The 24484-nt window shown below is 41.2% G+C and carries 26 protein-coding genes; 19 read left to right on the forward strand and 7 right to left on the reverse strand.

What is annotated here, in order from left to right:
• Positions 1-66 precede the first annotated feature (66 nt).
• From H6G75_RS15065 to H6G75_RS15080, 4 genes are all read left to right on the forward strand, one after another.
• Positions 67-786, forward strand: coding sequence for a phosphonate ABC transporter ATP-binding protein (locus H6G75_RS15065; protein ID WP_190980847.1), 720 nt, complete (start codon positions 67-69; stop codon positions 784-786).
• Positions 786-1571: a phosphonate ABC transporter, permease protein PhnE gene (phnE, locus tag H6G75_RS15070; RefSeq protein ID WP_190980848.1), complete on the forward strand. Its 786-nt coding sequence runs from the start codon at positions 786-788 to the stop codon at positions 1569-1571. The genes H6G75_RS15065 and phnE overlap by 1 nt, the downstream gene beginning before the upstream one ends.
• Before the next feature lie 241 nt (positions 1572-1812).
• Positions 1813-2367 (forward strand): YfbM family protein, encoded by a 555-nt coding sequence (locus H6G75_RS15075; RefSeq protein WP_190980849.1) that lies wholly within the window; start codon positions 1813-1815, stop codon positions 2365-2367.
• A gap of 130 nt (positions 2368-2497) precedes the next feature.
• The gene (locus H6G75_RS15080) at positions 2498-2800 is read left to right on the forward strand and encodes a DUF433 domain-containing protein (protein ID WP_190980850.1); all 303 of its coding nucleotides are present in this window, start codon (positions 2498-2500) and stop codon (positions 2798-2800) included.
• A gap of 368 nt (positions 2801-3168) precedes the next feature.
• Here H6G75_RS15080 and H6G75_RS15085 read toward each other — a convergent pair whose 3' ends face one another.
• Together H6G75_RS15085 and H6G75_RS15090 are read right to left on the reverse strand one after the other, a co-directional pair.
• Entirely contained in the window at positions 3169-3840 is a 672-nt protein-coding gene (locus tag H6G75_RS15085; protein WP_190980851.1) for a (2Fe-2S) ferredoxin domain-containing protein, read from the reverse strand.
• 80 nt (positions 3841-3920) lie between these two features.
• Positions 3921-4175 carry an Asr1405/Asl0597 family protein gene (locus H6G75_RS15090; protein WP_190980852.1) on the reverse strand — a complete coding sequence of 85 codons (255 nt, stop codon included), beginning with the start codon at positions 4173-4175 and terminating at the stop codon, positions 3921-3923.
• A gap of 252 nt (positions 4176-4427) precedes the next feature.
• Between H6G75_RS15090 and H6G75_RS33540 the strand changes: the two genes are divergently transcribed.
• The 10 genes from H6G75_RS33540 (at position 4428) to H6G75_RS15130 (ending at position 14768) form a co-directional block, all read left to right on the forward strand.
• On the forward strand, positions 4428-4553 hold the full coding sequence (locus H6G75_RS33540) for a hypothetical protein (protein ID WP_277884093.1): 126 nt from the start codon (positions 4428-4430) through the stop codon (positions 4551-4553).
• 477 nt (positions 4554-5030) lie between these two features.
• Positions 5031-5585: a Dps family protein gene (locus H6G75_RS15095; protein WP_062294090.1), complete on the forward strand. Its 555-nt coding sequence runs from the start codon at positions 5031-5033 to the stop codon at positions 5583-5585.
• A gap of 702 nt (positions 5586-6287) precedes the next feature.
• Positions 6288-9578: a carbamoyl-phosphate synthase large subunit gene (gene carB / locus H6G75_RS15100; RefSeq protein ID WP_190980853.1), complete on the forward strand. Its 3291-nt coding sequence runs from the start codon at positions 6288-6290 to the stop codon at positions 9576-9578.
• Between the two features lie 747 nt (positions 9579-10325).
• Positions 10326-11282: an RNA polymerase sigma factor, RpoD/SigA family gene (locus H6G75_RS15105; RefSeq protein WP_313934850.1), complete on the forward strand. Its 957-nt coding sequence runs from the start codon at positions 10326-10328 to the stop codon at positions 11280-11282.
• Between the two features lie 345 nt (positions 11283-11627).
• Positions 11628-11981, forward strand: a complete 354-nt coding sequence (locus H6G75_RS15110) for a DUF760 domain-containing protein (protein WP_062294098.1) — start codon at positions 11628-11630, stop codon at positions 11979-11981.
• Positions 11982-12385: 404 nt separating this feature from the next.
• Entirely contained in the window at positions 12386-12790 is a 405-nt protein-coding gene (mutT, locus tag H6G75_RS15115) for an 8-oxo-dGTP diphosphatase MutT (RefSeq protein ID WP_190980854.1), read from the forward strand.
• Between the two features lie 207 nt (positions 12791-12997).
• The gene (locus H6G75_RS15120; RefSeq protein ID WP_190980855.1) at positions 12998-13456 is read left to right on the forward strand and encodes a CBS domain-containing protein; all 459 of its coding nucleotides are present in this window, start codon (positions 12998-13000) and stop codon (positions 13454-13456) included.
• Positions 13457-13576: 120 nt separating this feature from the next.
• Positions 13577-14242 carry a phycobilisome degradation protein NblB gene (gene nblB, locus H6G75_RS15125; RefSeq protein ID WP_190980856.1) on the forward strand — a complete coding sequence of 222 codons (666 nt, stop codon included), beginning with the start codon at positions 13577-13579 and terminating at the stop codon, positions 14240-14242.
• A 30-nt stretch (positions 14243-14272) separates the two neighbouring features.
• Complete coding sequence (locus tag H6G75_RS33930; protein ID WP_397332098.1) at positions 14273-14539, forward strand: DUF6888 family protein; 267 nt, start codon at positions 14273-14275, stop codon at positions 14537-14539.
• Positions 14523-14768, forward strand: a complete 246-nt coding sequence (locus H6G75_RS15130; RefSeq protein ID WP_190980857.1) for a DUF6887 family protein — start codon at positions 14523-14525, stop codon at positions 14766-14768. Before H6G75_RS33930 ends, H6G75_RS15130 begins: the two co-directional genes overlap by 17 nt.
• Before the next feature lies 1 nt (position 14769).
• Here H6G75_RS15130 and H6G75_RS15135 read toward each other — a convergent pair whose 3' ends face one another.
• From H6G75_RS15135 to rpaB, 3 genes are all read right to left on the reverse strand, one after another.
• Positions 14770-15288 carry a DUF456 domain-containing protein gene (locus H6G75_RS15135; protein WP_190980858.1) on the reverse strand — a complete coding sequence of 173 codons (519 nt, stop codon included), beginning with the start codon at positions 15286-15288 and terminating at the stop codon, positions 14770-14772.
• Positions 15289-15301: 13 nt separating this feature from the next.
• Positions 15302-15958, reverse strand: coding sequence for a cofactor assembly of complex C subunit B (locus H6G75_RS15140; protein ID WP_190980859.1), 657 nt, complete (start codon positions 15956-15958; stop codon positions 15302-15304).
• A gap of 71 nt (positions 15959-16029) precedes the next feature.
• A complete protein-coding gene (gene rpaB, locus H6G75_RS15145) occupies positions 16030-16758 on the reverse strand; it encodes a response regulator transcription factor RpaB (protein WP_010997963.1) in 729 nt (242 codons plus the stop codon).
• 176 nt (positions 16759-16934) lie between these two features.
• Between rpaB and radA the strand changes: the two genes are divergently transcribed.
• The 4 genes from radA (at position 16935) to H6G75_RS15165 (ending at position 20852) form a co-directional block, all read left to right on the forward strand.
• Entirely contained in the window at positions 16935-18503 is a 1569-nt protein-coding gene (gene radA / locus H6G75_RS15150) for a DNA repair protein RadA (RefSeq protein ID WP_190980860.1), read from the forward strand.
• Between the two features lie 113 nt (positions 18504-18616).
• Positions 18617-19351, forward strand: coding sequence for a Uma2 family endonuclease (locus H6G75_RS15155; RefSeq protein WP_190980861.1), 735 nt, complete (start codon positions 18617-18619; stop codon positions 19349-19351).
• A 224-nt stretch (positions 19352-19575) separates the two neighbouring features.
• Positions 19576-20193 carry a DapH/DapD/GlmU-related protein gene (locus H6G75_RS15160; RefSeq protein ID WP_190980862.1) on the forward strand — a complete coding sequence of 206 codons (618 nt, stop codon included), beginning with the start codon at positions 19576-19578 and terminating at the stop codon, positions 20191-20193.
• A 188-nt stretch (positions 20194-20381) separates the two neighbouring features.
• Positions 20382-20852 carry a hypothetical protein gene (locus H6G75_RS15165; RefSeq protein ID WP_190980863.1) on the forward strand — a complete coding sequence of 157 codons (471 nt, stop codon included), beginning with the start codon at positions 20382-20384 and terminating at the stop codon, positions 20850-20852.
• A gap of 97 nt (positions 20853-20949) precedes the next feature.
• Here the strand turns inward: H6G75_RS15165 and H6G75_RS15170 are convergent, their stop codons facing one another.
• Positions 20950-22251: a Rid family detoxifying hydrolase gene (locus H6G75_RS15170; RefSeq protein ID WP_190980864.1), complete on the reverse strand. Its 1302-nt coding sequence runs from the start codon at positions 22249-22251 to the stop codon at positions 20950-20952.
• 103 nt (positions 22252-22354) lie between these two features.
• Positions 22355-22789: an NUDIX hydrolase gene (locus H6G75_RS15175; RefSeq protein WP_190980865.1), complete on the reverse strand. Its 435-nt coding sequence runs from the start codon at positions 22787-22789 to the stop codon at positions 22355-22357.
• 159 nt (positions 22790-22948) lie between these two features.
• On the opposite strand from H6G75_RS15175, the gene malQ reads away from it, so the two are divergent.
• On the forward strand, positions 22949-24457 hold the full coding sequence (malQ, locus tag H6G75_RS15180; protein ID WP_190980866.1) for a 4-alpha-glucanotransferase: 1509 nt from the start codon (positions 22949-22951) through the stop codon (positions 24455-24457).
• Positions 24458-24484: the final 27 nt, after the last annotated feature.

The following is a 24484-nucleotide window of genomic DNA, read 5'->3' on the forward strand; positions in this document are numbered from 1 at the left end:
CATCATCATTTCCTACACCCTCATACCCTTACACCCCTCAATCCTTACACCCCTTAAAAAAAATCGATGAATGATTTTGTAATTGAATGTCATAACTTAGAAACAGCCTACACCGCGTCTTTGAATCGTCCTATTTTGAATGGCATTAATTGTCAGATAAAACAGGGCGAGTTTGTGGTTTTACTGGGACTGAATGGTGCAGGTAAATCAACATTATTGCGATCGCTGATTGGGTTAGTACCTTACACCAAGGGAGAAATTAAAATCAATGGTGTAACAATGACACCCCGCACACTTGTGCAGATTCGCCGTCATGTTGGAATGATATTTCAGGGCGGTGGGTTAATTCGGCAGTTATCCGCCATTGATAATGTATTGTGTGGCAGACTTGGCGTGAGGACAACTTGGCAGACATTGTTTGGTTTCCCCCAACGCGATCGCAATTTAGCAATGGATTTACTTGCACAGTTGGGTTTAAAAGAACAAGCCTATCAAAAAACCAGTCAACTCAGTGGCGGACAGCAACAGCGAGTTGCGATCGCCCGTGCATTAATTCAATCACCGCAGATACTTTTAGCTGATGAACCAATTACAGGTTTAGATGTTGTTGCCTGTCAACAGGTGATGGAAACTTTATCAGAACTGCACCAGCAAGGGATGACGATTGTTACAGTTTTGCATGATTTAGGTATAGCTGCAAAATACGGACAACGTGCGATCGTCTTAGATGCTGGACGCATTGTTTACGACGGAATTTGTGAAAACCTGCAAGCCCAATTTGCCTAATGTTAAATTTCAAGACTCTTCGCCGTTATCCTTGGATTAGTCCCTTACTCATCCTATTAATTATAGTCGTAGTTTATACATGGGCTTTGCAAGGCATCAAAGTTGATTTTGAATTGCTAACCTCTAGCTGGCCTTACATCACCGACTTTGTATCTCGCCTATTCCCCCCAGATACCACAGTTATAGATATAGCAATTAAAGCACTCATTGAAACAGTGCAGATGTCTTTATGGGGAACTACTGTTGGTGCAATTTTATCTTTACCCATTGCAGTAGCGAGTGCTAGTAACGTTGCGCCTCGTTGGTTGCAATGGTTAGCCAACTTACTCCAAAATGCAGTCCGTTCTGTTCCTTCGATCATTTTAGGTTTGATTTTCGTCGCCGCCACTGGTTTAGGCGCACCAGCCGGAACTTTAGCCTTAGCTATATACACCATTGGCTATTTAGCAAAGTTCTATCAACAAGCCATTGAAGCCGTCAACGCCAAATCTTTAGAATCTTTAGAAGTCATGGGTGCATCAAGATTTCAAATTGTGCAGTATGGCATTTTACCCCAAGTTTTACCTTTAGGATTAGGCTACACCTTATGGATGTTTGAATATAACATCCGCGCCGCTTCAGTATTAGGTGTAGTTGGTGCTGGTGGAATTGGCTTTCAACTCAAGAGTTATATTGATGGTTTTGAATACAACAAAGCCACAACGATGATGTTAGTCCTGTTGGTTGTTGTAACTGTAATTGATACCTTTAGTAGTAAATTACGTCAGCGCCTAGATTCGATGTAGTTGCAGATGGGAATACTATAAATAACGTTGGCTCTCCCAGACTTGGGTTGATAAATTAACACTAAAAAATGGCTAAAACAATTGATATAACAAGGTTTGCCTAAAATAGAATCAAAGATTTAATAAAAATTTACTTTATCTCTTTTAAATCCCAGACTATGTAAGGATTTAACCAGATATCAAGTATTAATTTGTTATAGCTAGTCTAGGAGAGCCATAACGTTTAGTGTTTGAGAATGTTATGGGCATTATTGCTAACTACTGGCGTGTGACACCAGAACAGTTTGCCGAACTTCAAAATGATCCTCAAGCAGCTAAAGCTTTTTTTGGGTTTGACTTAGATAGTTTCCACTTCAGTCATCCAGAATCAATGTTAGCCACACAAAAAGAGAAACAATCTAGTGAAAATTTCTTCACTCTAGAAAAAGAATGGCACGCACTACATTGCTTACTGACTGGAGACTTAAGTTTAGAAGAAGAGACTCAAGCATCACCATATTGGAATGTAGTAATGGGAGGTACACCAACACAGTTTGAAGCCACCTATGGATTTGTCCGCTATTTAAACCCTGAAGAAGTTAGGGAAGTTGCCGAACTGTTGAGTGCAATTTCTGTGGAAGAATTAAGCCAAAGATTTGATGTTGATGCGTTTAATGCTGCACAAATTTATCCTAATCCTAGTCCTGGTGGATGGGAGGAAGAAATAGAGTTTTTGTTAGAAATATATCCAGAGTTTGTCCAATTCTTTCAAAATGCTGCTAGACAAGGAGACATAGTTTTACTGTCATCTGATTGAGTTGATTTTTGTGAAACAGTTCTTCTACAAATTCTCTGAGAAACTGAGACGTTATATACAACGTCTCTACTTTTAGCGATCGCACTAACTGTTGATTTATGATCAAGGTTAAAATATAGGACTTGAGTGAATGCAAACTTTTACAGATATTGGTACATTGATTGTTCGCACACCAGGAACACTAGGTGGCCGTCCTCGCATCGCAGGAACCAGATTATCTGTACAAAGGGTTGCAGCTTGGTACAAAACGGGGCTAAATGCTGAGGAAATAGTTGAAAGAATGGGTAACTTGACTTTAGCGCAAGTATATGCAGCATTGACTTATTATCATACTAATCGAGAAGAAATTGAAGCTTACCTCACGACTGAAAAGCTCGTCTTTTTAAGCGCCTATCCTGAAGAGTCATCTAACAACTATAGCAATCCTATCTGAGTTGTGAAAAAATATTCTTTTTAACGAACCGCAAAGAACGCATAGACGCGATAGCGGCTTCCCGCAGGGTAGGACACAAAGAAAGAGAGGAGAGAAAAGAAAGGAAATTTCACCAATGATTTAGGACTGCTATAACCAATAAAATATTAAAAATTGGCGTTGCTAATTAGTGGGATGAAGGTTAACTCACGCAGAGACGCAGAGGCGCGGAGCATAAGAGTTTGAGAGATTGAATTTTTAATTTTCATCCTCATATTCAGCAATGCTAAAAATTAAATAACCCAGCTATAACTCTTGCATCTTTTTTGTCAAAGTTATAGCCAAGTTTAAAGGAAACACACTAATCTGCCGACTTCATGATTTTCTCATTAAATTGCAGAAATTTTTGCAGAAACTTTATTGAAATTAGAGATATTTATTGGTAATAATTCTGAACTTTCAGTTTGCTTATCTTCTGGCTGTTGTGCAAAGTGCTTATCCATCACAGAAGCAACTTCAGAAGGTTTAATCCGGTTATAGCGGGTTTTATCAGGCATCACTACATTAGGGCCAGCTTTGCAGTTTTTCATACAGCCTGTACCTTTGATGGTAACTTGGTCTTCTAGGCCGCGATCGCTCAATGCAGCCTCAAATGCTTGACACACTTCTTTACCGCCGCGTTTCCAACAGTCTGATTTTTGACACATTAAAATTGTCTGCTTGGCCTTTGCAGATTTAACTTTAGCTACAGTATTCGCTGGCGGTTCCTGTAACGCTACTCTACCCAAATCAGAACGCGCAGCCATTACCCGTTCAGCTTTGAGTGTAAACTCACTTTTTTTATCATCGTATTTCTTGGTACCGACGACTTGCAGCCAAGTACCTTTAGGTAAGCGCCAATCAAAAGCAGCCCTCAAATGTTTAGCCAGCTTGACATAACATTCACCCTCAGAAGTCTCTAATTTTAAACCTTTGAGCTTATAACCATCTTTAATAACAAAATCTATAAATCTGCCTTCTAAGCAAAATTCCGTAATTTCCTGACCGTAGATTATACCCATATTTTTCACCCTATCTTTTACCAAGTAACTTTTTTCTAACCACGTCATGGCTCTCAGACATCTGTCTTTGGCTATGACTTTCAATAGCGGCTTTGCCAGCTATTCTCAAGAATCTGAATTAGTTCTGGGCGACAAGCGAAAAATCGTTGCATCACGCACCAAAACTGCACCATTGCCAAGGGATTAGCAATTTCCACTTGCAATGGCTGATTAGCCTCACAGCAACAGGGAATATCTAGCTCATTTAAACGTTGATAGACTTGCCAGCGATCTGCCCAATTAATTTCTACTACGTACTTTTGGTCTATTTCTGAACCGGAACTAAACGATTTCAAGAGACGAACCCTCAAAGCGCGACGAATTTGCAGTAACTAGCCTGCCTTGGCTCCCCGATTTTGCAAATCTTGGGATCACAGCTTCTTTAAATAAGGATAACCTAAGTGCGAACTATTCTCAGTTATTTCCAGGTAAAAATATGAAATTTTCTCATTAACAGAAGGTTAAAAAGTAGCTCAAACGCTTATGTCATCAAGCTTTGACCTGATTGTAAATTTGTAAAAATTTAATAATATTTTAGGAATTACGTAGTGGGACGAAATGGAGGTGTGGGGAGTGTGGGGGGAAAGATTTCTTCACCATCCTCCCACCGTTCGGCTGACGCTCACGGCGAAGCCCCAAACCCTTTCACCCTTACACCCAATCTCTACAGATAATCTTTGTGCGTAACCCATAACTCTGACACCCAGCCTCTTTGTGCGTGAGTCTTATTTATTGATACCCAGTCACTTTCAAGTAGGTATTAAGTAAGAGCAATAGTAAATTGTCTGCTTTAGTTCAGTGGTGCTACTGGGAAAGACTGAACAAAGTTCAGAAAAATCAGGCTCAAAACCTCTTCAGTTCTGCTTCTCGGTTTTTGATTCTACTTTTCCTGAATGTCTTTCTTGTTTCCTTTACTTTATGAATTTCTTAATTAGTAATTAATCCTATTAGTAAATATTTCTACAATCGCCAGATATACGTCTTAAGAAATAGTTCAAGATTTATGTGCTAAAAAGCAAGAATTTGCAATTATCGCCACAAAAAGTTTTAGAAATTTATGATATTCTTTGGTCTTGCTTTTATTTTCAGAATGTTAATATGTAAAAACTAAGCGGTTAAAAACTATAACTGCAAAAATAGCGAGGAGAACCATGTCTGATACACAAACTTTGTTACAAAATTTCGGTCAGGTTTATGACAACCCTGTATTGTTAGACCGCAGTGTTACAGCTCCAGTTACAGAAGGACTAAACGTTGTCTTAGCTAGTTTTCAGGCACTCTACTTGCAGTATCAAAAACATCATTTTGTTGTAGAAGGTGCAGAATTTTACTCATTGCATGAGTTTTTTAACGATAGTTACAACGAAGTCCAAGACCATGTTCATGAAATTGGTGAAAGACTTAACGGTTTAGGTGGTGTACCGGCTGCTTCTTTCAGCAAATTAGCAGAATTAACTTGTTTTGAGCAAGAATCTGATGGCGTATATTCTTCCCGCAAAATGGTAGAAAACGACCTAGCCGCCGAACAAGCTATTATTAATGTAATTCGCCGCCAAGCCGCTCAAGCAGAGAGCTTGGGCGACCGTGGTACACGCTATATGTATGAAAAGATTTTGTTAAAGACAGAAGAAAGAGCTTATCATTTAGCCCATTTCTTGGCCAAAGATAGCTTAACTTTGGGTTTTGTTCAACCTGCTCAAAACTAGAAATATTATTATCTAGTTCAGTCTTTATCCGGTTGCAGCAAAATCTGATAGTCCAGAATATTAAGAGAAAGTAAAAAATGACAGAGAGCCATTCAGTATCTCTGTCATTTTTTATTTAGATACACAAAAAATCACAAGCTAAAATAATTCTCTAGTTGTATATTAAAAATTATTAGCGATTAAGTAAATGATAAATACTTTTATTTAAGAAACATTGCGGCTCTTGTTAAATATTTATATTAGCTGGAAATTAATACTTAAATAATTAAAGTAGATAGTAGCTTAGATAAAAATTATTTGCGGGTAATTACGAATTTGCGTTTTGAGAATTACTTAAAACTGTCAATACAAAAAAACGGGATACCGCGTTAGTCAAGACAAGTAAGATACATAAGATAGTAAAAGAGATATATTCGTTGATAGTCATTCGTCGATAGTCATTTGTTCTGTGTATAGCAGTCGAAGTATAAGTGAGGAAATTTAAAAAGCACAAATGGCAGACACAGTATAACTTTTACCTCCTGCCTCTGGTTGGTGAGCGAAGCCGAACCACTGCCTTCTGCCGTATATCCTGGTTTTATTACTTTCTTTTCTCTAGCGGCGAAGATTCAACCCGGAAAACTTGATAATAAACAAGATGACTGAGGGCAAAGACCCTTAAAATAATCAGGATTTGTATTTTCTTACTCCAACCCCAAGACTATGCCCCGCCGTCAAGACCTGAAAAAAATACTACTGTTAGGATCTGGCCCAATTGTGATTGGGCAAGCTTGTGAGTTTGACTACTCTGGAACCCAAGCCTGTAAAGCATTACGAGAAGAAGGCTATGAGGTGGTGTTGGTCAATTCCAATCCTGCCACAATTATGACTGACCCGGAAACGGCCGATCGCACTTATATTGAGCCGTTAACACCAGAATTAGTTGCTAAAGTCATCGCTAAAGAACGCCCAGATGCTTTACTCCCGACAATGGGAGGACAAACCGCCCTCAACCTCGCCGTTGCCTTAGCTAAAAACGGTGTCTTAGATCAATATAATGTGGAATTAATCGGTGCAAAGTTAGACGCGATCGAAAAAGCTGAAGACCGCAAACTATTTAATGAGGCGATGGCCAAAATCGGCGTGAAAGTCTGTCCCAGTGGTACAGCCTCATCCCTAGAAGAAGCCAAAGCGATCGCTCGTAAGATTGGCAGTTATCCCCTAATTATCCGCCCCGCCTTTACAATGGGGGGGACTGGTGGCGGTATTTCCTACAACCAAGAAGAATTTGAAGAAATGGCACAGGTGGGGATTGATGCGAGTCCGGTATCGCAAATTCTCATTGACCAATCCCTCCTCGGCTGGAAAGAATATGAATTAGAAGTCATGCGCGATTTGGCAGATAACGTAGTGATTATCTGTTCTATCGAAAACCTCGACCCGATGGGTATCCACACAGGCGACTCCATCACCGTTGCACCCGCCCAAACCCTCACCGACAAAGAATATCAACGGTTGCGGGATATGTCGATTAAAATTATCCGCGAGATTGGGGTAGAAACTGGCGGTTCTAATATTCAGTTCGCCGTTAACCCGGTGACTGGGGATGTGGTGGTAATTGAAATGAACCCCCGTGTATCTCGCAGTTCGGCGTTGGCTTCTAAAGCTACAGGTTTCCCCATTGCTAAGATGGCGGCGAAGTTAGCCGTCGGTTACACCTTAGACGAAATTAACAACGACATCACCAAAAAAACCCCCGCTTCCTTTGAACCGACAATAGATTATGTAGTTACCAAAATTCCCCGCTTCGCCTTTGAAAAATTCCCCGGTTCGGAACCAGTGCTAACCACACAGATGAAGTCTGTTGGGGAAGCAATGGCTATCGGACGCACCTTTAATGAATCTTTCCAAAAGGCGCTGCGTTCTTTAGAAACCGGACGCGCGGGTTGGGGTTGTGACAAAGCCGAAAAATTACCTAGTGGCGAACAAATCCGCGCGTTGTTGCGGACACCGAATCCCGATCGCATTTTTGCTGTGCGTCACGCTATGCAACTAGGTCTCACCAATGAGGAAATCTATGAACTCACAGGGATTGACCCTTGGTTTTTAGATAAAATGCAGCAGTTGTTGGAAACTGAAAAGTTTATCAAACGCACGCCGTTAAAGCAGTTGACGAAAGAACAACTATATGCAATTAAACGGGAAGGTTATAGCGATCGCCAAATTGCTTTCGCCACCAAAACCACAGAAGATGAAGTGAGGGCATACCGTCAACAGTTGGGAGTCATACCAGTGTATAAAACTGTTGATACCTGCGCGGCTGAGTTTGAAGCGTTTACCCCATACTATTATTCCACCTACGAAGAAGAAACCGAAGTTTTACCTTCCGAGAAACCCAAGGTGATGATTTTGGGTGGCGGGCCGAACCGTATCGGTCAAGGAATTGAGTTTGATTATTGTTGCTGTCACGCCTCTTATGCTTTAAAAGGCGCAGGCTATGAAACCATCATGGTCAACTCCAACCCAGAGACAGTTTCTACAGATTACGATACTAGCGATCGCCTCTACTTTGAACCATTAACCAAAGAAGATGTCCTCAACATCATCGAAGCCGAAAACCCCGTTGGAATCATCGTTCAATTTGGCGGACAAACCCCATTAAAGTTAGCCTTACCTCTGCAACAAGCACTCAGTGAACATCCCTCAGCACGGCCTGAACGCCCCGCTACCGCTAACAGCACTAAAATCTGGGGTACATCACCTGATTCTATCGACACCGCCGAAGATAGAGAAAGATTTGAGCAAATTCTCAAGCAATTAAATATCGCTCAACCACCAAATGGTATTGCACGGAGTTATGAAGATGCGTTGATTGTGGCTAGACGCATTGGTTATCCTGTGGTGGTGCGTCCTAGTTATGTGTTGGGTGGACGGGCGATGGAAATTGTCTACTCGGATACAGAACTAGAACGCTACATGACCTTTGCGGTACAAGTAGAACCAGACCATCCCATCTTAATTGATAAGTTCTTAGAAAATGCCATCGAAGTCGATGTAGATGCGATCGCTGATCATACCGGAAGAGTAGTAATTGGTGGCATCATGGAACACATCGAACAAGCTGGTATTCACTCTGGTGACTCTGCTTGTTCTTTACCTTCAATTTCTCTCCCCCCCGCCGTTCTCAATCAAATTCGTTCTTGGACTGTACAACTGGCGCAAGCACTTTCTGTCGTTGGGTTGATGAATATTCAGTTTGCGGTGGTGGGTGTTGGTTCCTATTCTCCCCAAATCTACATTCTCGAAGCTAACCCCCGCGCTTCCCGGACTGTACCTTTTGTTTCTAAGGCTACAGGTGTGCAGTTGGCAAAACTGGCATCATTAATTATGTCGGGTAAAACTCTGGAGGAGTTAAACTTTACGGAGGAAGTAATCCCTTCACATATTGCCGTCAAAGAAGCAGTTTTACCCTTTAATAAATTTCCTGGTACAGATACAATATTAGGCCCGGAGATGCGCTCAACTGGTGAAGTGATGGGCATAGACAGCGACTTTGGCCGCGCCTTTGCCAAGGCAGAGTTAGCTGCTGGTGAGCGTTTACCCCTAACTGGTACTGTATTTGTATCCATGAGCGATCGCGACAAAGCCTTAGCCGTTCCCGTAGTCAAGGAGTTTATTGACCTAGGCTTTACTGTGATGGCGACTTTTGGGACACGCCAAGTACTTCAAGAAAATAACTTAAATGTTGAATTGGTGCTGAAACTCCACGAAGGCCGTCCCCACGTCCTGGACGCAATTAAAAACCAGAAAATTCAACTCATCATCAACACACCTTCCGGTGAAGAAGCCCAAACCGATGCTAAACTCATCCGCCGCACAGCCTTAGCCTACAAAATCCCGATTATTACTACCATTGCTGGTGCCAAAGCCACCGTCGCCGCTATCCGTTCTCTGCAAAATACGACTTTAGACGTAAAAGGCATCCAAGAATATTGTCTGAGGCGAGAGCCGTAATTCTGCCCGGCGTGGCACTTAATTTGACTGGAGTATGAGGGGTTTGGAGGCAGTGTAAAGATTTCACTTGTCTCCTACCCTTTTTTCATGAATCTGCTTTAAGCAGTATTTACAAGGAAAATTAAGTAATTATTATAGAAGAAACCTTATGGTTCATATTGAGATATTTTAACAAATATGAGTAAATTAATTTTTCTCTCTGCGAATTTTTATTAACTAGCAAGTGCGATCGCCTTTTGCTATCTCAAGTAATTATGCTCATGCTAAACACTTGATTGATAGGAGTTTCAGCCTCAAACAACCAATTAATGACTTTTGTCTACCTATTGACCACAGTCTATGGTTCTCATTGTTGCTATACAAGGAATAAAGCTTGATCAAGCAGTGTGTTTAGACTATTACAACCATTCTCAAATCCAATAGTTTTTAGTCTGTGGGGCTTTGCAATATTTTTCATAAATGTTACAATTTTTAATAAAGTTTAAAGATGTAAGGTGTTGTTCTAGCTACCTTTATCTATCCGTAGATACTTGTACAATCTCTGAAAAAACTGTAACGTCTAGCAGTTAATAGCCTAATTTGATTAATAAAATCTGCCGCCCGTAACGGAAGCGTAAATCGTAAACCATATCATGTGTTCCCAATTCAATTGGACAGCACATCAACAAACATCTATTTATCAGTTATCTACTAGTTAGTTGAATGACTCCAGCAATTAACCCCCCAACATCACCAATGAGTAGCGCCATCAAGACGGCCCCAACAGCTACAGACCTCGTGCGGACTTATCTGCGTGAGATTGGCCGTGTACCCCTGTTAACCCATGAAGAAGAAATCCGCTACGGTAAACAGGTACAGCGTTCAACAGCTTTACAAGAACTCCGAGAATCTTTAGCTGACAAGTTAGGTCATGAACCCACCTTAGAAGAATGGGCGAAGGAAGCCAAGCTTGAGACAACCGAATTGAACAAAGCGATCGCCGAGGGTGAAATTGCGAAACGTAAAATGGTCGAAGCCAATTTGCGCCTAGTGGTATCTGTCGCCAAGAAATACATCAAGCGCAACGTAGACCTACTTGACTTGATCCAAGAAGGTAGCATTGGAATGCAACGGGGTGTAGAAAAATTTGACCCCACCAAAGGTTATCGGTTTTCTACCTATGCTTACTGGTGGATTCGCCAAGCAATTACGCGGGCGATCGCCGAAAAAGCCCGTACTATTCGCCTACCTATTCACATCACCGAAAAACTCAATAAAATCAAAAAAGCCCAGCGTCAGTTATCGCAAAAACTCGGACGCGCCCCTTCAGTCGGTGAATTAGCCCAAGAACTAGACCTCACTCCCAAACAAGTCAGAGAATACCTCGAAAAAGCCCGTTTACCCCTTTCCTTAGATTTACGCTTGGGAGACAACTACGACACCGAACTCGGAGAAATGCTAGAAGATCCAGGCGCTTCTCCCGAAGAGTTTGTCATGCAAACCTCCCTCTCATCCGATTTAGAACGAGTCATGGCGGAACTCACCCCCCAACAGCGAGAAGTCATCACCTTGCGCTTTGGGTTAATTGATGGTCAAGCCTTAACCTTAGCCAGAATCGGTGAACTTCTAAACATTAGCCGTGAACGAGTCCGCCAAATAGAACGGGAAGCCTTAAACAAACTCCGCAAATCCAAAGCCACCATGAATGAGTATTTGGCGAGTTAGTTTTTTGTCTTTTGTTCTTTGTCCTTGGTTATTAGTAAAAGGGTTTAAGGGTGTAGGGGTACAGGGGTGTATGTATCCACAAGCCTTACGCCCCATACCCTTACACCCCTACACCCAATCTCGACAAACAAACTTTGTCCGTAAGTCCTGAATAATTGACTAATAACCATTAGGCGAGAAAATACTCCGGTTTTGGTACGGTTACACCGACTTCTATATGAAAATATGCCTGTTAAATTATTTATCAGGAACATAAAAACGGCAGCGATCGTTAAATATAAGACAGGCACATATTATCTCAGTTGCAAACATAACCGCCAGCAACGGTAGTATAGGAGGCTAAACGTGAGTAACCAATCCAATCGAGTCTCAGAAGAATTTTTCCCCAGCGACGCATCAGAAACCAGTAACTTACTGTGGCAATATGTTAAATCTTTAAGCCCCGAAACAGTGAGCCATTTATCTAAACCAACATCTCCAGAAGTCTTCCAAGTCATGGAACGTAACATTGTAGGGTTGTTAGGTAACTTACCACCAGAACACTTTAATATGACCATTACAACCAGCCGGGAAAGTCTTGGTCGTCTCCTCGCTTCCGCAATGATTAGCGGTTATTTCCTGCGTAACGCTGAACAACGTATGGATTTTGAAATGGCGCTACAAGGTACAGAAACCAATAATCAAGAAATTGAAGAGTAATGCAAAATTTCACTGTCCTGCGAAATCCTAATTACCTACCTTTGCTCACATCCAAATCCCTGTAATGCGTTAGCGACAGTCTCAATACAATGACTCATCGCTAACGTCGTGAGGATTTGATTCAGGGTAATGAGTAGTTATGAAGGGAGTGAGATGATATTAGATTTCTCAGAATAGATGAATCAATAGTTCTGAAATCAAAACTTGTAGCTTAGAGCGACTTCTGCGACAATATTTAAGAAATTAACAGAAATTTGACTATCAATCATATAAACTCGGCAGACACAAAATTAACCTGCCGAGTTTTTTGATCAGTCTGTCAGATACCCGACTTCTTCAAAAGTCAGGTATCTTACCACTCCACTTAATTAAATAAATCACCAAATCTGTAATCTAAAATTAATATGACTTCTATTCCACATAAAATTATTGGTGTTGCCGTTATTTGGAATGAACAACAGCAAATTTTAATTGACCGCCGTCGTCAACAAGGTGCAATGGGTGGTTTATGGGAATTTCCTGGGGGCAAAATTGAGCCTGGAGAAACCATAGAAGAATGTATCCGGCGAGAAATAGCCGAAGAACTGGGTATAGAAATTACAGTCAAAGACCATCTCATCACCATCGACCATACTTATACCCATTTGCGCGTAACTTTAACCGTGCATCACTGTCACCTGTTATCAGGTATTCCCCAACCTCTAGAATGTGAGGAAGTTCGCTGGGTAAGCTTAGATGAATTAGAAAATTATGCTTTTCCCGAAGCTAATGGTCAAATTATCGCGGCTTTAAAAAGTGCTGAGTGCTGAGTGGGATTAAACAAGGGAGAGGGGGTAGACAAGGTAGAGGGGGTAAAACAAGGTTGAAGATTGCTCCCTTCTTGTCTCCCTACCTCCTGACCTCTGCCTTCTGCTTTAACATTGTCCACAAGTAACAATCTATTAATTCAATTCAGTTCATCCCGGCAATTTTCTACAATAATGCCAGAGACTGTAAAAAATGGTGTCAGCAAGCAAATGTCTAAAACTGTTGACGACGTAATGAGCCGCAACCCGATTGTTGTTCGGACGGAAACTCCTCTAAAGGAAGCTATTCAAATTTTGGCAGAGAAACGCATCAGTGGGCTGCCTGTGGTGGATGATGTCGGTCAACTGGTGGGGATTATCTCGGAAACTGACTTGATGTGGCAAGAAACTGGTGTAACTCCACCTGCCTACATTATGTTTTTGGATAGTGTGATTTATTTAAAAAATCCTGCCACTTACGATCGCGATTTACATAAAGCGTTAGGGCAAACTGTGGGAGAAGTGATGAGTAAAAACCCCGTAACTATTTCTCCCAATAAAACCTTAAAAGAAGCCGCACAAATGATGCACGATCGCAATGTGCATCGCTTACCTGTCTTAGATAGCCAAGGTCAAGTTGTTGGCATACTTACCCGTGGTGATGTGATTCGGGCAATGGCAGCAAGTTAATCATGGTCATTAGTCATGAGTCCTTTGTCATTAGTTAGGAGTTTCTTGACTATTGACTATGGACATTTGACGATTAACTATGGAGATTTTTTAAAACATTTTAGAAGTTAGGATCATTAAATGAGTATTACTCCTGAGTCGGTAAGACAAATGCTCAGTTCTGAAGATTTGGGCGATCGCTTGCGTGCTGTCAATCAAATCCGCGACTTAGAACCCGCAGTTGGTTTAGAACTTGTGCAGCTTGCTATAGGTGATAGCAACTCAAGAGTGCGTTACTCAGCAGTGAGTCAGATGGATACACTCGGTAGCCAAGATTTGCAATTGTCTTTGAATATTTTACGCGATCGCCTGATCAATGACCCCGAAGCCGATGTGCAAGCCGCCGCCGCCGATTGTTTAGGTGCGCTCAAATTACACGATGCTTTTTTAGATTTACAGCACCTTTACCACTCGACTAATGAGTGGTTAGTTCAATTCAGCATCATTGCCGCATTAGGCGAATTAGGTGATCCTCGGTCTTTTGAGTTACTCAAAGAAGCCCTGTCATCCGAAAATGAATTAGTCCAAACTGCTGCCATTAGTTCCTTTGGTGATTTAGGAGATACCGCAGCCATTCCTTTATTAGCACCATACTCTACTAATCCCGATTGGCAAATGCGCTATAGAGTCGCCCAAGCTTTAGCCAGACTGGGTGGCGCAGAAGCCAAAGCGATATTAGAAACTATGGTGAATGATGAAGTCGAAGCAGTCGCCACAGAAGCACAGAAATCTTTGCAGACTTTTTAGTGATTCGCTAATTTAGACGATCGCACCGTTGTGAGTTGCAGGTGCGATCGCTTGCTACATCAGAAAAGTCTTAAGATTATTTGTGTCACAATTGAGGAACAAACAATAAATCCCACAAACGAGCAAGCGCAAGCCTGTGTGCGTGTCTGCCAAATGTTATCAAACACCTATCGCAGTATAGAGTTATTCCGCTTTGATGACCAAACCAAAATAGTGTTTATTTTTGTGAATGAGGAAATTCAAATCATTGTACCCCCTGATGGAAATTGGAGGTTTTTCAATGCGTCCGAATTTTGAAGCTATGACTAACAAAGAATTGATAGCTTATGCGCTGGCACATCGTGAGGATGTAGAGCCTTTGCGTGTACTGTATAGTCGTCGTACTCCAGACTCGGAAGCGACATGGTACGGGCCAATGTTTGCTGAAGATGGTACGCCAATTGAAGAGAATATTCGGATAGCGGAAGAAGCAATTAGACAACGTATTGAACAAGCAGAGAAAAGAAAACAAGATTCTCAAAGTTAGGTTATCCGCCAAATACTTGCGGCCAAGTTGTCACAATAAAAACAGCAACTGCGGCTACTGCTAATAAGCCTTGAATCAGATTTCCGACTAATGTACCGACTACAATGCCTATACCTGCTTTTACTGCTGGCCATAATTCTCGGCGGTAAATAAATTCACCCACAATTGCGCCTAATAGCGGCCCGAATAACATTCCGAGTAACGGCCCGCCAAAAGGTAAAGCTGGTAATAATCCCAAAATTCCTAATACTAACCCCACAACTGCGCCAATTTGTCCCCATTTACTAGCACCTGCTTGTTTTGCACCTACGTAACTTGCTAAAAAGTCAACGCCTATACTTAACAGCAAAACAATGACTGTGACTATTAACGGTATCTTAATCGCTGCAAAAGAACCGCTTATAATTCCCCAAATAATAATGGCAGCTAAAATTAAGCTGCTACCAGGAATTGCTGGCACTACAGCACCAATAATTCCCACAACCATTAAGGCAATTAGTAACCAATAAATAATTTGCATAAGTAATTTTTAATTATGAAGCATCAACGCTGATTTGTTGGAGAGTTACGGCTAATTTATCAGCAATGCCAGCAATCCAATTTTCATCTTGTTTGGTGTAACTTCTGGGTGCATTAGCTCCTAAAATCATCACACCTTGATTGCCAATTGGTTGACAAATTACTCCTTGAGTATTTTCGGGTAAGTAATCAAATTCTATTCTGCCTGGGTAGAGGTTTAACGCTACTAAATAAACTGGCTGTTGTTTTTCGATAACCCGATTGAATATTGCCCCTGGTAAGACTTCTGATTTAGAACCCAGAATACCGCGACGTAACAAAACTTTGCCTTGATATACAACTACCAGCGATCGCGTGACGGTATTAGTTAATATCAAATGAGATGCCCAAGCTAGTTCTGTTTTCACGGCTTCTGGTAAGTCTTCTGACAGCACAAAACCTTCTTCCCCAATCAGTTCCACAGCTTCAGGCGATCGCGGCTGTACTTGCTGCCAAATTAACCCTGTTAAAATTAACACAGCACTCAAAATTACCCCCAACACATCGCCACGGGATTGGGATTCTGTGAGTTCTGGTGTTAATACACGGTTAATCAGCAAAAGTATAGCGCCTAACCCACCAACAACTATGGGTAAACGGCGCAAAACTCGATTGGGATCAGGTTTAGTCATTGTTCAGTGCTGAGTGCTGAGTACTGCGTGCTGAGTGCTAAAATTTCACTCTTCACACTTCATACTTTCCCTTACTCTTCTCCAGGTTCAATTATGCGTTGAAACAGATAGCCTGTACCGCGTGCAGTCAGGATTAGTTCTGGATTACTAGGATCGTCTTCTAATTTTGCCCGTAACCGAGAGATATGCACATCTACCACCCGCGTATCTACATGGCGTTCTGGTGTGTATCCCCAAACTTCTTGCAAAATTTCAGAACGAGAAAAAGCTTCACCAGAACGACTAACTAGCAATTCTAGTAAACTGAATTCCATTCCTGTCAAGCGAATGCGTTCATCGCCTTTGTAGACTTGCCGTTTGTTGGTATCGATTTTGATATTCCCTACGTGAATTACTCCGGAACTGGGAATTCCCGATGCACCTGTTTTATCGACACGACGCAAGACTGAGCGAATCCGCGCTTCTAGCTCTTTGGGGGAGAATGGTTTAACTACATAGTCATCAGCACCTAATTCTAAACCCGTGATGCGATCGGCAACGTCCCCCAAGGCTGTTAGCATAATAATAGGGACATCTGATTCCTTACGTAATTCTTGACACACGCCATAGCCATCGAGCTTTGGCATCATCACATCCAACACTACTAAATCAGGATCAGATTTGCGAAAAGTGTCCAACGCTTCTTCACCGTCGCCAGCTGTCACCACATCGTAGCCAATCATCGAAAGGCGCGTTTCTAAAATCCGCCGAATGCTGGCTTCATCGTCTACCACCAGAATTTTTTCTTTATGACTTTCCAAGTTTCTCAACGCTCCTTAACTAAAATTTTTCATGATTAATTTTTAATACCATAATATTAAGATATCATTCCCACAATTGATTTGAAAAATGCGGTAGAACCCACTTTTCTTTGACTTTAGATTTTTGTAAGAATTAAGAAAAAATTAAGAATAATTAACTTAATTAAGATTTAAGAATGCCTAAGCCTAAAACCTTTTACATTTGTAACGAATGTGGTGCAGAATCTCCCCAATGGTTTGGTAGATGTCCTAATTGCGGAACCTACAATTCTTTAGAAGAACAAATTGCGATTCAATCTTCTGTTGATGTACCGACAAGGGGCGGAGTTAGCAGTTGGCACAAAGAGCAAAATAATGGTAAGCCTAACGCTAAACCAGCAAAACCGCGAGCTTCGCTGACTTTTGATCAAATTAGCGATCGCCAAGTCACGCGCTGGGAATCTGGCTATGGAGAATTAGATCGAGTTTTGGGTGGTGGCGTTGTTCCTGGTTCAATGGTATTAATCGGTGGTGATCCGGGAATTGGGAAATCGACATTATTGTTGCAAGTATCCAACCAACTGGCGCAGAGATACCGTATTCTTTACGTTTCTGGGGAAGAATCAGGACAACAAGTCAAATTGCGGGCTTTGCGTTTGGGTGTATCCAAACCAATGAATGTAGTTGGGAATGGTAATGGTAAACAAGCTGAATCTGAGGAGAATACAGAAGAGTCAGAAACATCGGCGACTCCAGAAGTAGTAGAAGCAGAAAACCCCGAAGGGATAAGTGCAGACTTGTATGTTTTACCAGAAACTGATTTAGAAGAAATTCTGCGTGAAATAGATTCCCTCAGACCGAATGTTGCAATTATCGATAGTATTCAAACAGTGTTTTTTCCGGCTTTGACATCTGCACCTGGTTCGGTAGCCCAGGTAAGGGAATGTACCGCAGCCTTGATGAAGGTGGCGAAACATGAAGATATTACGATGTTAATTGTGGGACACGTCACCAAAGAAGGTGCGATCGCCGGGCCGAAAGTTTTAGAACACTTAGTAGATACAGTATTGTACTTTGAAGGCGATCGCTTTGCCTCCCACCGCTTATTAAGAACCGTGAAAAACCGTTTTGGTGCTACTCACGAAATCGGTATTTTTGAAATGGTGGAACACGGACTGCGAGAAGTTTCTAACCCTTCAGAGTTATTTTTAGGCAATCGTGATGATCCCGCACCTGGTACAGCCATTGTTGTAGCTTGCGAAGGTACACGCCCGATTGTGGTGGAATTGCAAGCCCTTGTTAGCCCTACCAGTTATCCTTCCCCGCGACGGGCTGGAACTGGTGTAGACTACAACCGCTTGGTACAAATTCTCGCCGTCTTAGAAAAACGTGTGGGGATTCCCATGTCTAAATTAGATTCTTATGTTGCTTCGGCGGGTGGATTGAGTGTAGTGGAACCAGCCGTAGATTTAGGAGTCGCGATCGCTATTGTTGCCAGTTTCCGCGATCGCATTGTTGACCCTGGTACAGTTTTGATTGGGGAAGTCGGCTTGGGTGGACAAGTCCGCGCCGTTTCCCAAATGGAACTGCGGTTAAAAGAAGCAGCTAAATTGGGATTTAAAAGAGCGATCGTCCCGAAAGGCACAAAATTTCCCGACCTTAACCTAGAAATCTTACCAGTATCCAAAGTAATTGATGCCATTATCGCCGCCATCCCCCATCAAACCCTAGAAGATAGCGATTTCGATCCCGACGATGACGAATAGGTAATAGGTAATAGGGGACAGGTTATAGAATCTCCCCTCAACACTGGTTACTGAGCGCAGCGCCTCCCTGAGCCTGTCGAAGGGCCGAAGTACACCCCACACCCCTACTCAACATGACAGCCACAATCACCCAAACCTACCAAATCACTTGGGAAAAACTACCTGAAGATTACATTCTGCCTGATGAACCAGTAGACAACATCAATAAACCAGCCTTAGCGGCAGCTTTAACCCAAAGCTTAGAACTAGCAGGAAAACTCCCAGCTAATGCACTAACACCAACAAATTACGGCATTTGCGCGACTTTAAATGGTGCAACAGTTGTCAAAGCCCCAGATTGGGCATATATTCCTAAAATTACAGTTAGTAGAGAAGAAGTAATTCGTAGCTACACACCGCAATTAGAGGGAGACATCCCCTTAATTGTGATTGAATTTCTCTCAGATAAAGATGGCGGAGAATATTCAATTAAACCAACTTATCCCCCTGGTAAATGGTTTTTTTATGAGTGCATTTTAAAAGTTCCAAATTATGCAATTTTTGAACCAGCCAGTGGTAACTTAGAGGTTTATTTGTTAGATAACAGTACAGGTAGATATGCCATACAAAGCCCTAACGAAAACCAACATTACTGGATAGCCGACATGAATCTTTATTTGGGTGTATGGCAAGGTACACACGAAAATCGTACAGGCTATTGGTTGCGCTGGTGGGATGAAAATGGACAATTACTGTTGTGGGGTTCTGAGTTAGTTGAACAAGAACGTCAACGTGCAGAACAAGAACGCCAACGCGCTAAAAGACTAGCAGCACAATTACGAGCCGCAGGTATTAAACCACAAGATTAAATTTTTGGTCAATACACATAACATAAGTTTTTATACAACACCCCACCCTTCCTCATCCGAAAGGTGGGGTGTACTATATCAATATGATTTCAGTAAAAAACTTTGTGTGTAAATCCTGATTGGCTGGTGATTTACTGAATATATTTTTAACATCAGTATTTTTTTTAATATAAGCGATCGCTCATTTTCAAAAGAATCGGCAGAAATCATTTTTTATACACTCCATGAAAAAAATTAGCCATAAAATTACCCATAAATTAGAGCGAATCTTAGTATCTTTCATCCCACATATCGTCAAGTGGGAAGAGTACTTGCAAACTAAAATCAGGCAATACAAACATCAAGAACTCAAGCGTCAATTAAAATCCGTAGGTTCCCGTGTACGATTTCGAGATGATATTCGGATTGACCATCCGCAAAATGTTTCTTTTGGTAATAAAATTTACATCGGTACAAATGTTGTCTTAGATGGTCGTGGGGGAATTACAATTGGCGACAATACTACAATTGGTTTTAACGTCGTCATCTTATCTGCAAATCACGATTATCAAAGCAATGCTCTACCTTACGAACACGATGTTTATATTCATAAACCTGTAGTGATTGGTCGGAACGTTTGGATAGGAGCCAATGTCTTAATTATTCCAGGTATTGTAATTGGTGATGGAGCAATTATCGCCGCAGGTACAGTTGTAACGTCTAATGTGGAACCTTTAGCAATTGTAGGTGGTCAACCTAGCAGAATCATCAAATATAGAGATAAAGAACACTATGAATGTCTTGCACTTGAACAAGTAGGTAAAACTGAAATTTCTTCAGTTTATTCCAGCGTTGAAGGTTAATATAACTATCAATTCCGGAAACTGCTTAATTAATATTGGATCTATAGCCATCCTCGATAATTTGCACTTACAAATTAAATAGGATAGTTAAACTTATTTTGTATTGAGCAACGAAAATCACCTCTAAATTCAGTTGTTCAACTACTAATACTTTTAATTCAGTATTAATTATTAGTTACTTGGTCAATATGCAGTTATCTAAAAACAACAAAAGCGGATATTTGGCAGCAATTATCGGTAGTGTTATTGGTGCGGTTCCACTTTTATACTTGGGTGGTTATTTAGGCAGAGAATACGTAATTAAATTTATGCCTAATGCCGAACTAGATGGTATTATACCACCTTTAATGGGTCAATTTTTAGGTTGGTGGATTGGAGAAGTGCTGGGATGTTGGATAGCTTTACGCTGGCAGAATTATAGAAAAGTAAATAAAACAGTTAAATTATTAGCAATACTAACTCCGATTGGAATAATTATTTGGGTTGTAGCCTTTCTGTTTGCATTCCAGTTCCTCAATCGTAGTTTTAGTGATTTAGAAATTTTGCAATTGCAAAATCAAATCAGACCAATATCTGTCGGTTTATGGATAATTGCTTTAGCATGGCTGGCAAGATTTTTAACAAAACCCCTGCCGCGCGATCGCTACACTTATGAGTAAGCAACCATCCGTAAGAAACAAGATCCCCGACTTCTTTGAGAAGTCGGGGATCTGAACAAACGCAATTCTCACGAATCCAATAGTATTACTATTAGTTTCAAATCACTGCGATACAGTCAATTTCTACCATGACATCTTTTGGTAAACGCGAAACTTGAACACAAGCACGCGCTGGGGCTGTATCTTCAGGGAAGTATTTAGCATAAACAGCATTCACAGCAGCAAAATCATTCATATCAGCTAAAAATACTGTTGTCTTGACGACATTGGCAAAAGTCGCCCCAGCAGCTTTTAAAATTGCTTCTAAATTTGCTAATACTTGCTCAGTTTGCTTTTTGACATCATCTGTATAAACAACATCACCGAGTCGGGGATCGATCGCAATTTGTCCAGCCACAAATATCATTTGTCCAGAAGCCGCGATCGCTTGATTATATGGCCCCACTGGTGCAGGTGCTTGATCAGTATTAATAACTTGTCGTGTCATAGATATTACTTTTTCTGGTGATACTACCTGTTTACCGACTTCTACCTCAGAGGCGATCGGTTTGTAAATTTCTCCATCAGGCATTATCGCACCAGTTAGGTCAGCATCTATAAAGCTGGCTCCATAAATATCAGCACCAGTTAAATCAGCCCTTCTCAAATTTGCTTTATCGAGATTTGCGTTGGTTAAATTTGCCCACCGCAAATTGACCTTTTCTAAATTTGCCCCTTGGAGCAATGCTTTTTTAAGATTTGTACTTTGGAGCGATGCTGCTGTAAAGTCTACATCAGCTAGGTTCATTCCTGATAAATTAACTTCGTATAAGTTTGCTCTATGAAATTTAGCATTTTGAAATTTAGCTCCTGCTAATGTTGCCTCAGTTAAATTTGCCAGAGTAAAGTCAGACCAAACTAAATAAGCTTCACCTAAATCGGCCTTACTTAAGTTAGCTTTATTTAAATTAGCTCCAGCTAATGAAGCTACACTTAAGTCTGAACTACTAAGATTAGCTCCAGTTAAATTCGCTGCATCTAGATTGGCATAAATTAATTTTGCGCTACTTAGATTTATACCTGTTAGATTTGCTTGTTCTAAGTTTGCATAATTCAAATTAGCACTACTGAAATTTGACCAACTTAAATCAGCACCATTGAGGTCTGTCCAATGAAATGTTGCTGAAGAAGCATTAACTGAATTTAAGTTTGTATTTTTCAGACACGCTTTAGTGAGATTTGTATTAGAAAGATTCGCTTTTGTTAAGTTGGTCTCATTTAAATCAGCACCACTCAAATTTGCGTTGTTTAGTTCTATATCACTAAAATCTGCGCCTTGAAGATTTTTTCCACTCAGATTTACTGAATGAAATTTTCTTTCCCCTGCGGCATACTTTTCTAAAAGTTCCTCAGCATCCATAATGCACCATTGAATACCACTGACACAGTATAATCGCTATGATTCTGTGTCACCAGTATTCTTTATTCTCTTCCTTCGCGCCCTTTGCGTCCTTTGCGGTTCGTTAAATCCCTAACCTGGGACGTATACCATAATGCCGATAATGCCAATAATCGCGCAGAATGCGGTCATGATCAAAACATAAATTATTTGGTACAAGCCAAGACTCAAAAACACCTATACCCTTAGCATCATCTCCTGCCTTTGGTTCTCCGGTAGCTGTAGCCAAAAATACTATGCTAATCGTATGCTGACGGGGATCACGATTGGGGTCAGAATAAACCAAAAATTGTTCAATTAACTCAACCTTTAAACTGGTTTCTTCTTGTGCTTCCCGTTTGGCTGCGACTTCCACAGGTTCGCCGTAGTCAACAAAACCACCGGGAATTGCCCAACCAAAAGGGGAATTAAGCCTTTCAATTAACACTATTGGCCGATGTGGTCGGTCAATTAATTCAATGATGATATCAACCGTTGGCGCAGGATTGCGGTAACTCATAGTTATTGGTCATTAGTCAATAGTCATTTGTTATTAGATCATTAACTAAGGACACATGACAAATGACTAAGGATACAAGACAAGAACTTCCTGTTCTGTGGTAGATTCAATGCGATCGCCCAGCGTATCCGTCAAATTTATACTTGAAATTACATAAATATGCCTTTTCCCAGATCCAGCGGCATTTTGCTGCATCCTACTTCTTTTCCCAGCCGATTTGGTATTGGTGATTTAGGTTTAGCAGCCTACAAGTTTATTGATTTTCTCCGCGAGAGTTACCAGCAATATTGGCAAGTTTTACCTTTAGGGCCGACCGGTTACGGTAACTCTCCTTATGCTGCTTATTCTGCAATGGCGGGTAATCCCTTCCTCATCAGTCCCGAAAAACTTCAAGAACAAGGTTTACTCGCTGAAACCGACTTTGCGAATCTACCAGAATTTAACAATTCTCAGGTAGACTACGACAAAGTGATAGGGTTTAAAACCCAACTGCTCAAAATAGCCTGCAAAAATTTTCAAAGTCAAGCCACGCCTCTACAACAAACTGAATTTGCAGGTTTTTGTGATAGTAAAGCTTATTGGTTAGATGATTATGCCTTATTCATGGCGTTGAAAGATGCCCATGAAGGAGCAAGTTGGCATACATGGGAACCAGAACTAGTTAAGCGCGAACCAGCAGCGATTGAGCAAGCAAAACAGCAGTTAAGTGCGGAGATTTTTTATTACAAATTCATCCAATTTGAATTTTTCCGTGAATGGTCAGAACTAAAAACTTATGCCAATATGAGCGGCATTCAAATTATTGGCGATATCCCGATTTATGTCGCCCAAGATAGTGCTGATGTCTGGTCACATCCCGAAATTTTTTGTTTAGATGAAGAAACCAGAGAACCGAAACTCATGGCGGGAGTTCCACCAGATTACTTTAGTGCTACTGGTCAATTGTGGGGAAACCCGGTTTACGACTGGGAAGAATTACAAAACCAAAACTTTAAGTGGTGGATAGGTCGCTTTGAAGCGATGTTAGATTATCTAGATGTGATTCGCATTGACCATTTTCGTGGATTTGAAGCTTATTGGGCTGTTCCTCAAGGGGAAGAAACCGCAATTAATGGCGAGTGGGTGAAAGCGCCAGGAGATGAATTATTTGCTGCTATTAAAGAAGCTTTGGGTAAGTTACCTGTATTAGCTGAAGATTTGGGAGTAATTACCCCAGAAGTAGAAGCACTGCGCGATAAATATGAATTTCCGGGAATGAAGGTATTGCAGTTTGCTTTTGGCTCTGATCCCGGTAATCCCTTTTTACCATTCAACTATTCGCGGAATTTCGTAGTGTATACCGGAACCCATGACAACGACACCAGCGTTGGCTGGTTCGACAAAGCAAATGATTACGAAAAGCACAACTTCCTACTTTATTTGGGTTGTATCAGTCCCGAAGGTGTGCATTGGGATTTAATTCGCTTGGCTTTGAGTTCCGTCGCTAATCAAGCAATTATTCCTTTACAAGATGTTTTAGGTTTAGGAACTGATGCGCGGATGAATTTCCCCAGTGTGGCTGAAGGTAATTGGGGCTGGCGCTATCATACAGAAGCACTGAGCAAAGAATTAAGCGATCGCTTAAAAACTCTCACCCAATTATACGGCCGCGCTCCGCAACCAAAATAAGGGAACTTGGACAGGGGGCAGGAAGCA

Origin of the sequence: Nostoc sp. FACHB-280, assembly GCF_014697615.1 — a bacterium.
Classification (GTDB): Bacteria; Cyanobacteriota; Cyanobacteriia; order Cyanobacteriales; family Nostocaceae; genus Nostoc_B.

Bases quoted from the DNA above. Each gene is read 5' to 3' on its own strand.
- nblB (WP_190980856.1), top strand. From the start codon at position 13,577: ATGAGTATTACTCCTGAGTCGGTAAGACAAATGCTCAGTTCTGAAGAT.
- H6G75_RS15175 (WP_190980865.1), bottom strand. From the start codon at position 22,789: ATGAGTTACCGCAATCCTGCGCCAACGGTTGATATCATCATTGAATTA.
- H6G75_RS15075 (WP_190980849.1), top strand. From the start codon at position 1,813: ATGGGCATTATTGCTAACTACTGGCGTGTGACACCAGAACAGTTTGCC.
- H6G75_RS15170 (WP_190980864.1), bottom strand. From the start codon at position 22,251: ATGGATGCTGAGGAACTTTTAGAAAAGTATGCCGCAGGGGAAAGAAAA.
- H6G75_RS15160 (WP_190980862.1), top strand. From the start codon at position 19,576: ATGAAAAAAATTAGCCATAAAATTACCCATAAATTAGAGCGAATCTTA.
- H6G75_RS15135 (WP_190980858.1), bottom strand. From the start codon at position 15,288: ATGCAAATTATTTATTGGTTACTAATTGCCTTAATGGTTGTGGGAATT.
- H6G75_RS15165 (WP_190980863.1), top strand. From the start codon at position 20,382: ATGCAGTTATCTAAAAACAACAAAAGCGGATATTTGGCAGCAATTATC.
- H6G75_RS15065 (WP_190980847.1), top strand. From the start codon at position 67: ATGAATGATTTTGTAATTGAATGTCATAACTTAGAAACAGCCTACACC.
- H6G75_RS15085 (WP_190980851.1), bottom strand. From the start codon at position 3,840: ATGGGTATAATCTACGGTCAGGAAATTACGGAATTTTGCTTAGAAGGC.
- malQ (WP_190980866.1), top strand. From the start codon at position 22,949: ATGCCTTTTCCCAGATCCAGCGGCATTTTGCTGCATCCTACTTCTTTT.
- phnE (WP_190980848.1), top strand. From the start codon at position 786: ATGTTAAATTTCAAGACTCTTCGCCGTTATCCTTGGATTAGTCCCTTA.
- H6G75_RS15080 (WP_190980850.1), top strand. From the start codon at position 2,498: ATGCAAACTTTTACAGATATTGGTACATTGATTGTTCGCACACCAGGA.
- H6G75_RS15155 (WP_190980861.1), top strand. From the start codon at position 18,617: ATGACAGCCACAATCACCCAAACCTACCAAATCACTTGGGAAAAACTA.
- carB (WP_190980853.1), top strand. From the start codon at position 6,288: ATGCCCCGCCGTCAAGACCTGAAAAAAATACTACTGTTAGGATCTGGC.
- radA (WP_190980860.1), top strand. From the start codon at position 16,935: ATGCCTAAGCCTAAAACCTTTTACATTTGTAACGAATGTGGTGCAGAA.
- mutT (WP_190980854.1), top strand. From the start codon at position 12,386: ATGACTTCTATTCCACATAAAATTATTGGTGTTGCCGTTATTTGGAAT.
- H6G75_RS15095 (WP_062294090.1), top strand. From the start codon at position 5,031: ATGTCTGATACACAAACTTTGTTACAAAATTTCGGTCAGGTTTATGAC.
- H6G75_RS15130 (WP_190980857.1), top strand. From the start codon at position 14,523: ATGCGTCCGAATTTTGAAGCTATGACTAACAAAGAATTGATAGCTTAT.
- H6G75_RS15140 (WP_190980859.1), bottom strand. From the start codon at position 15,958: ATGACTAAACCTGATCCCAATCGAGTTTTGCGCCGTTTACCCATAGTT.
- H6G75_RS15120 (WP_190980855.1), top strand. From the start codon at position 12,998: ATGTCTAAAACTGTTGACGACGTAATGAGCCGCAACCCGATTGTTGTT.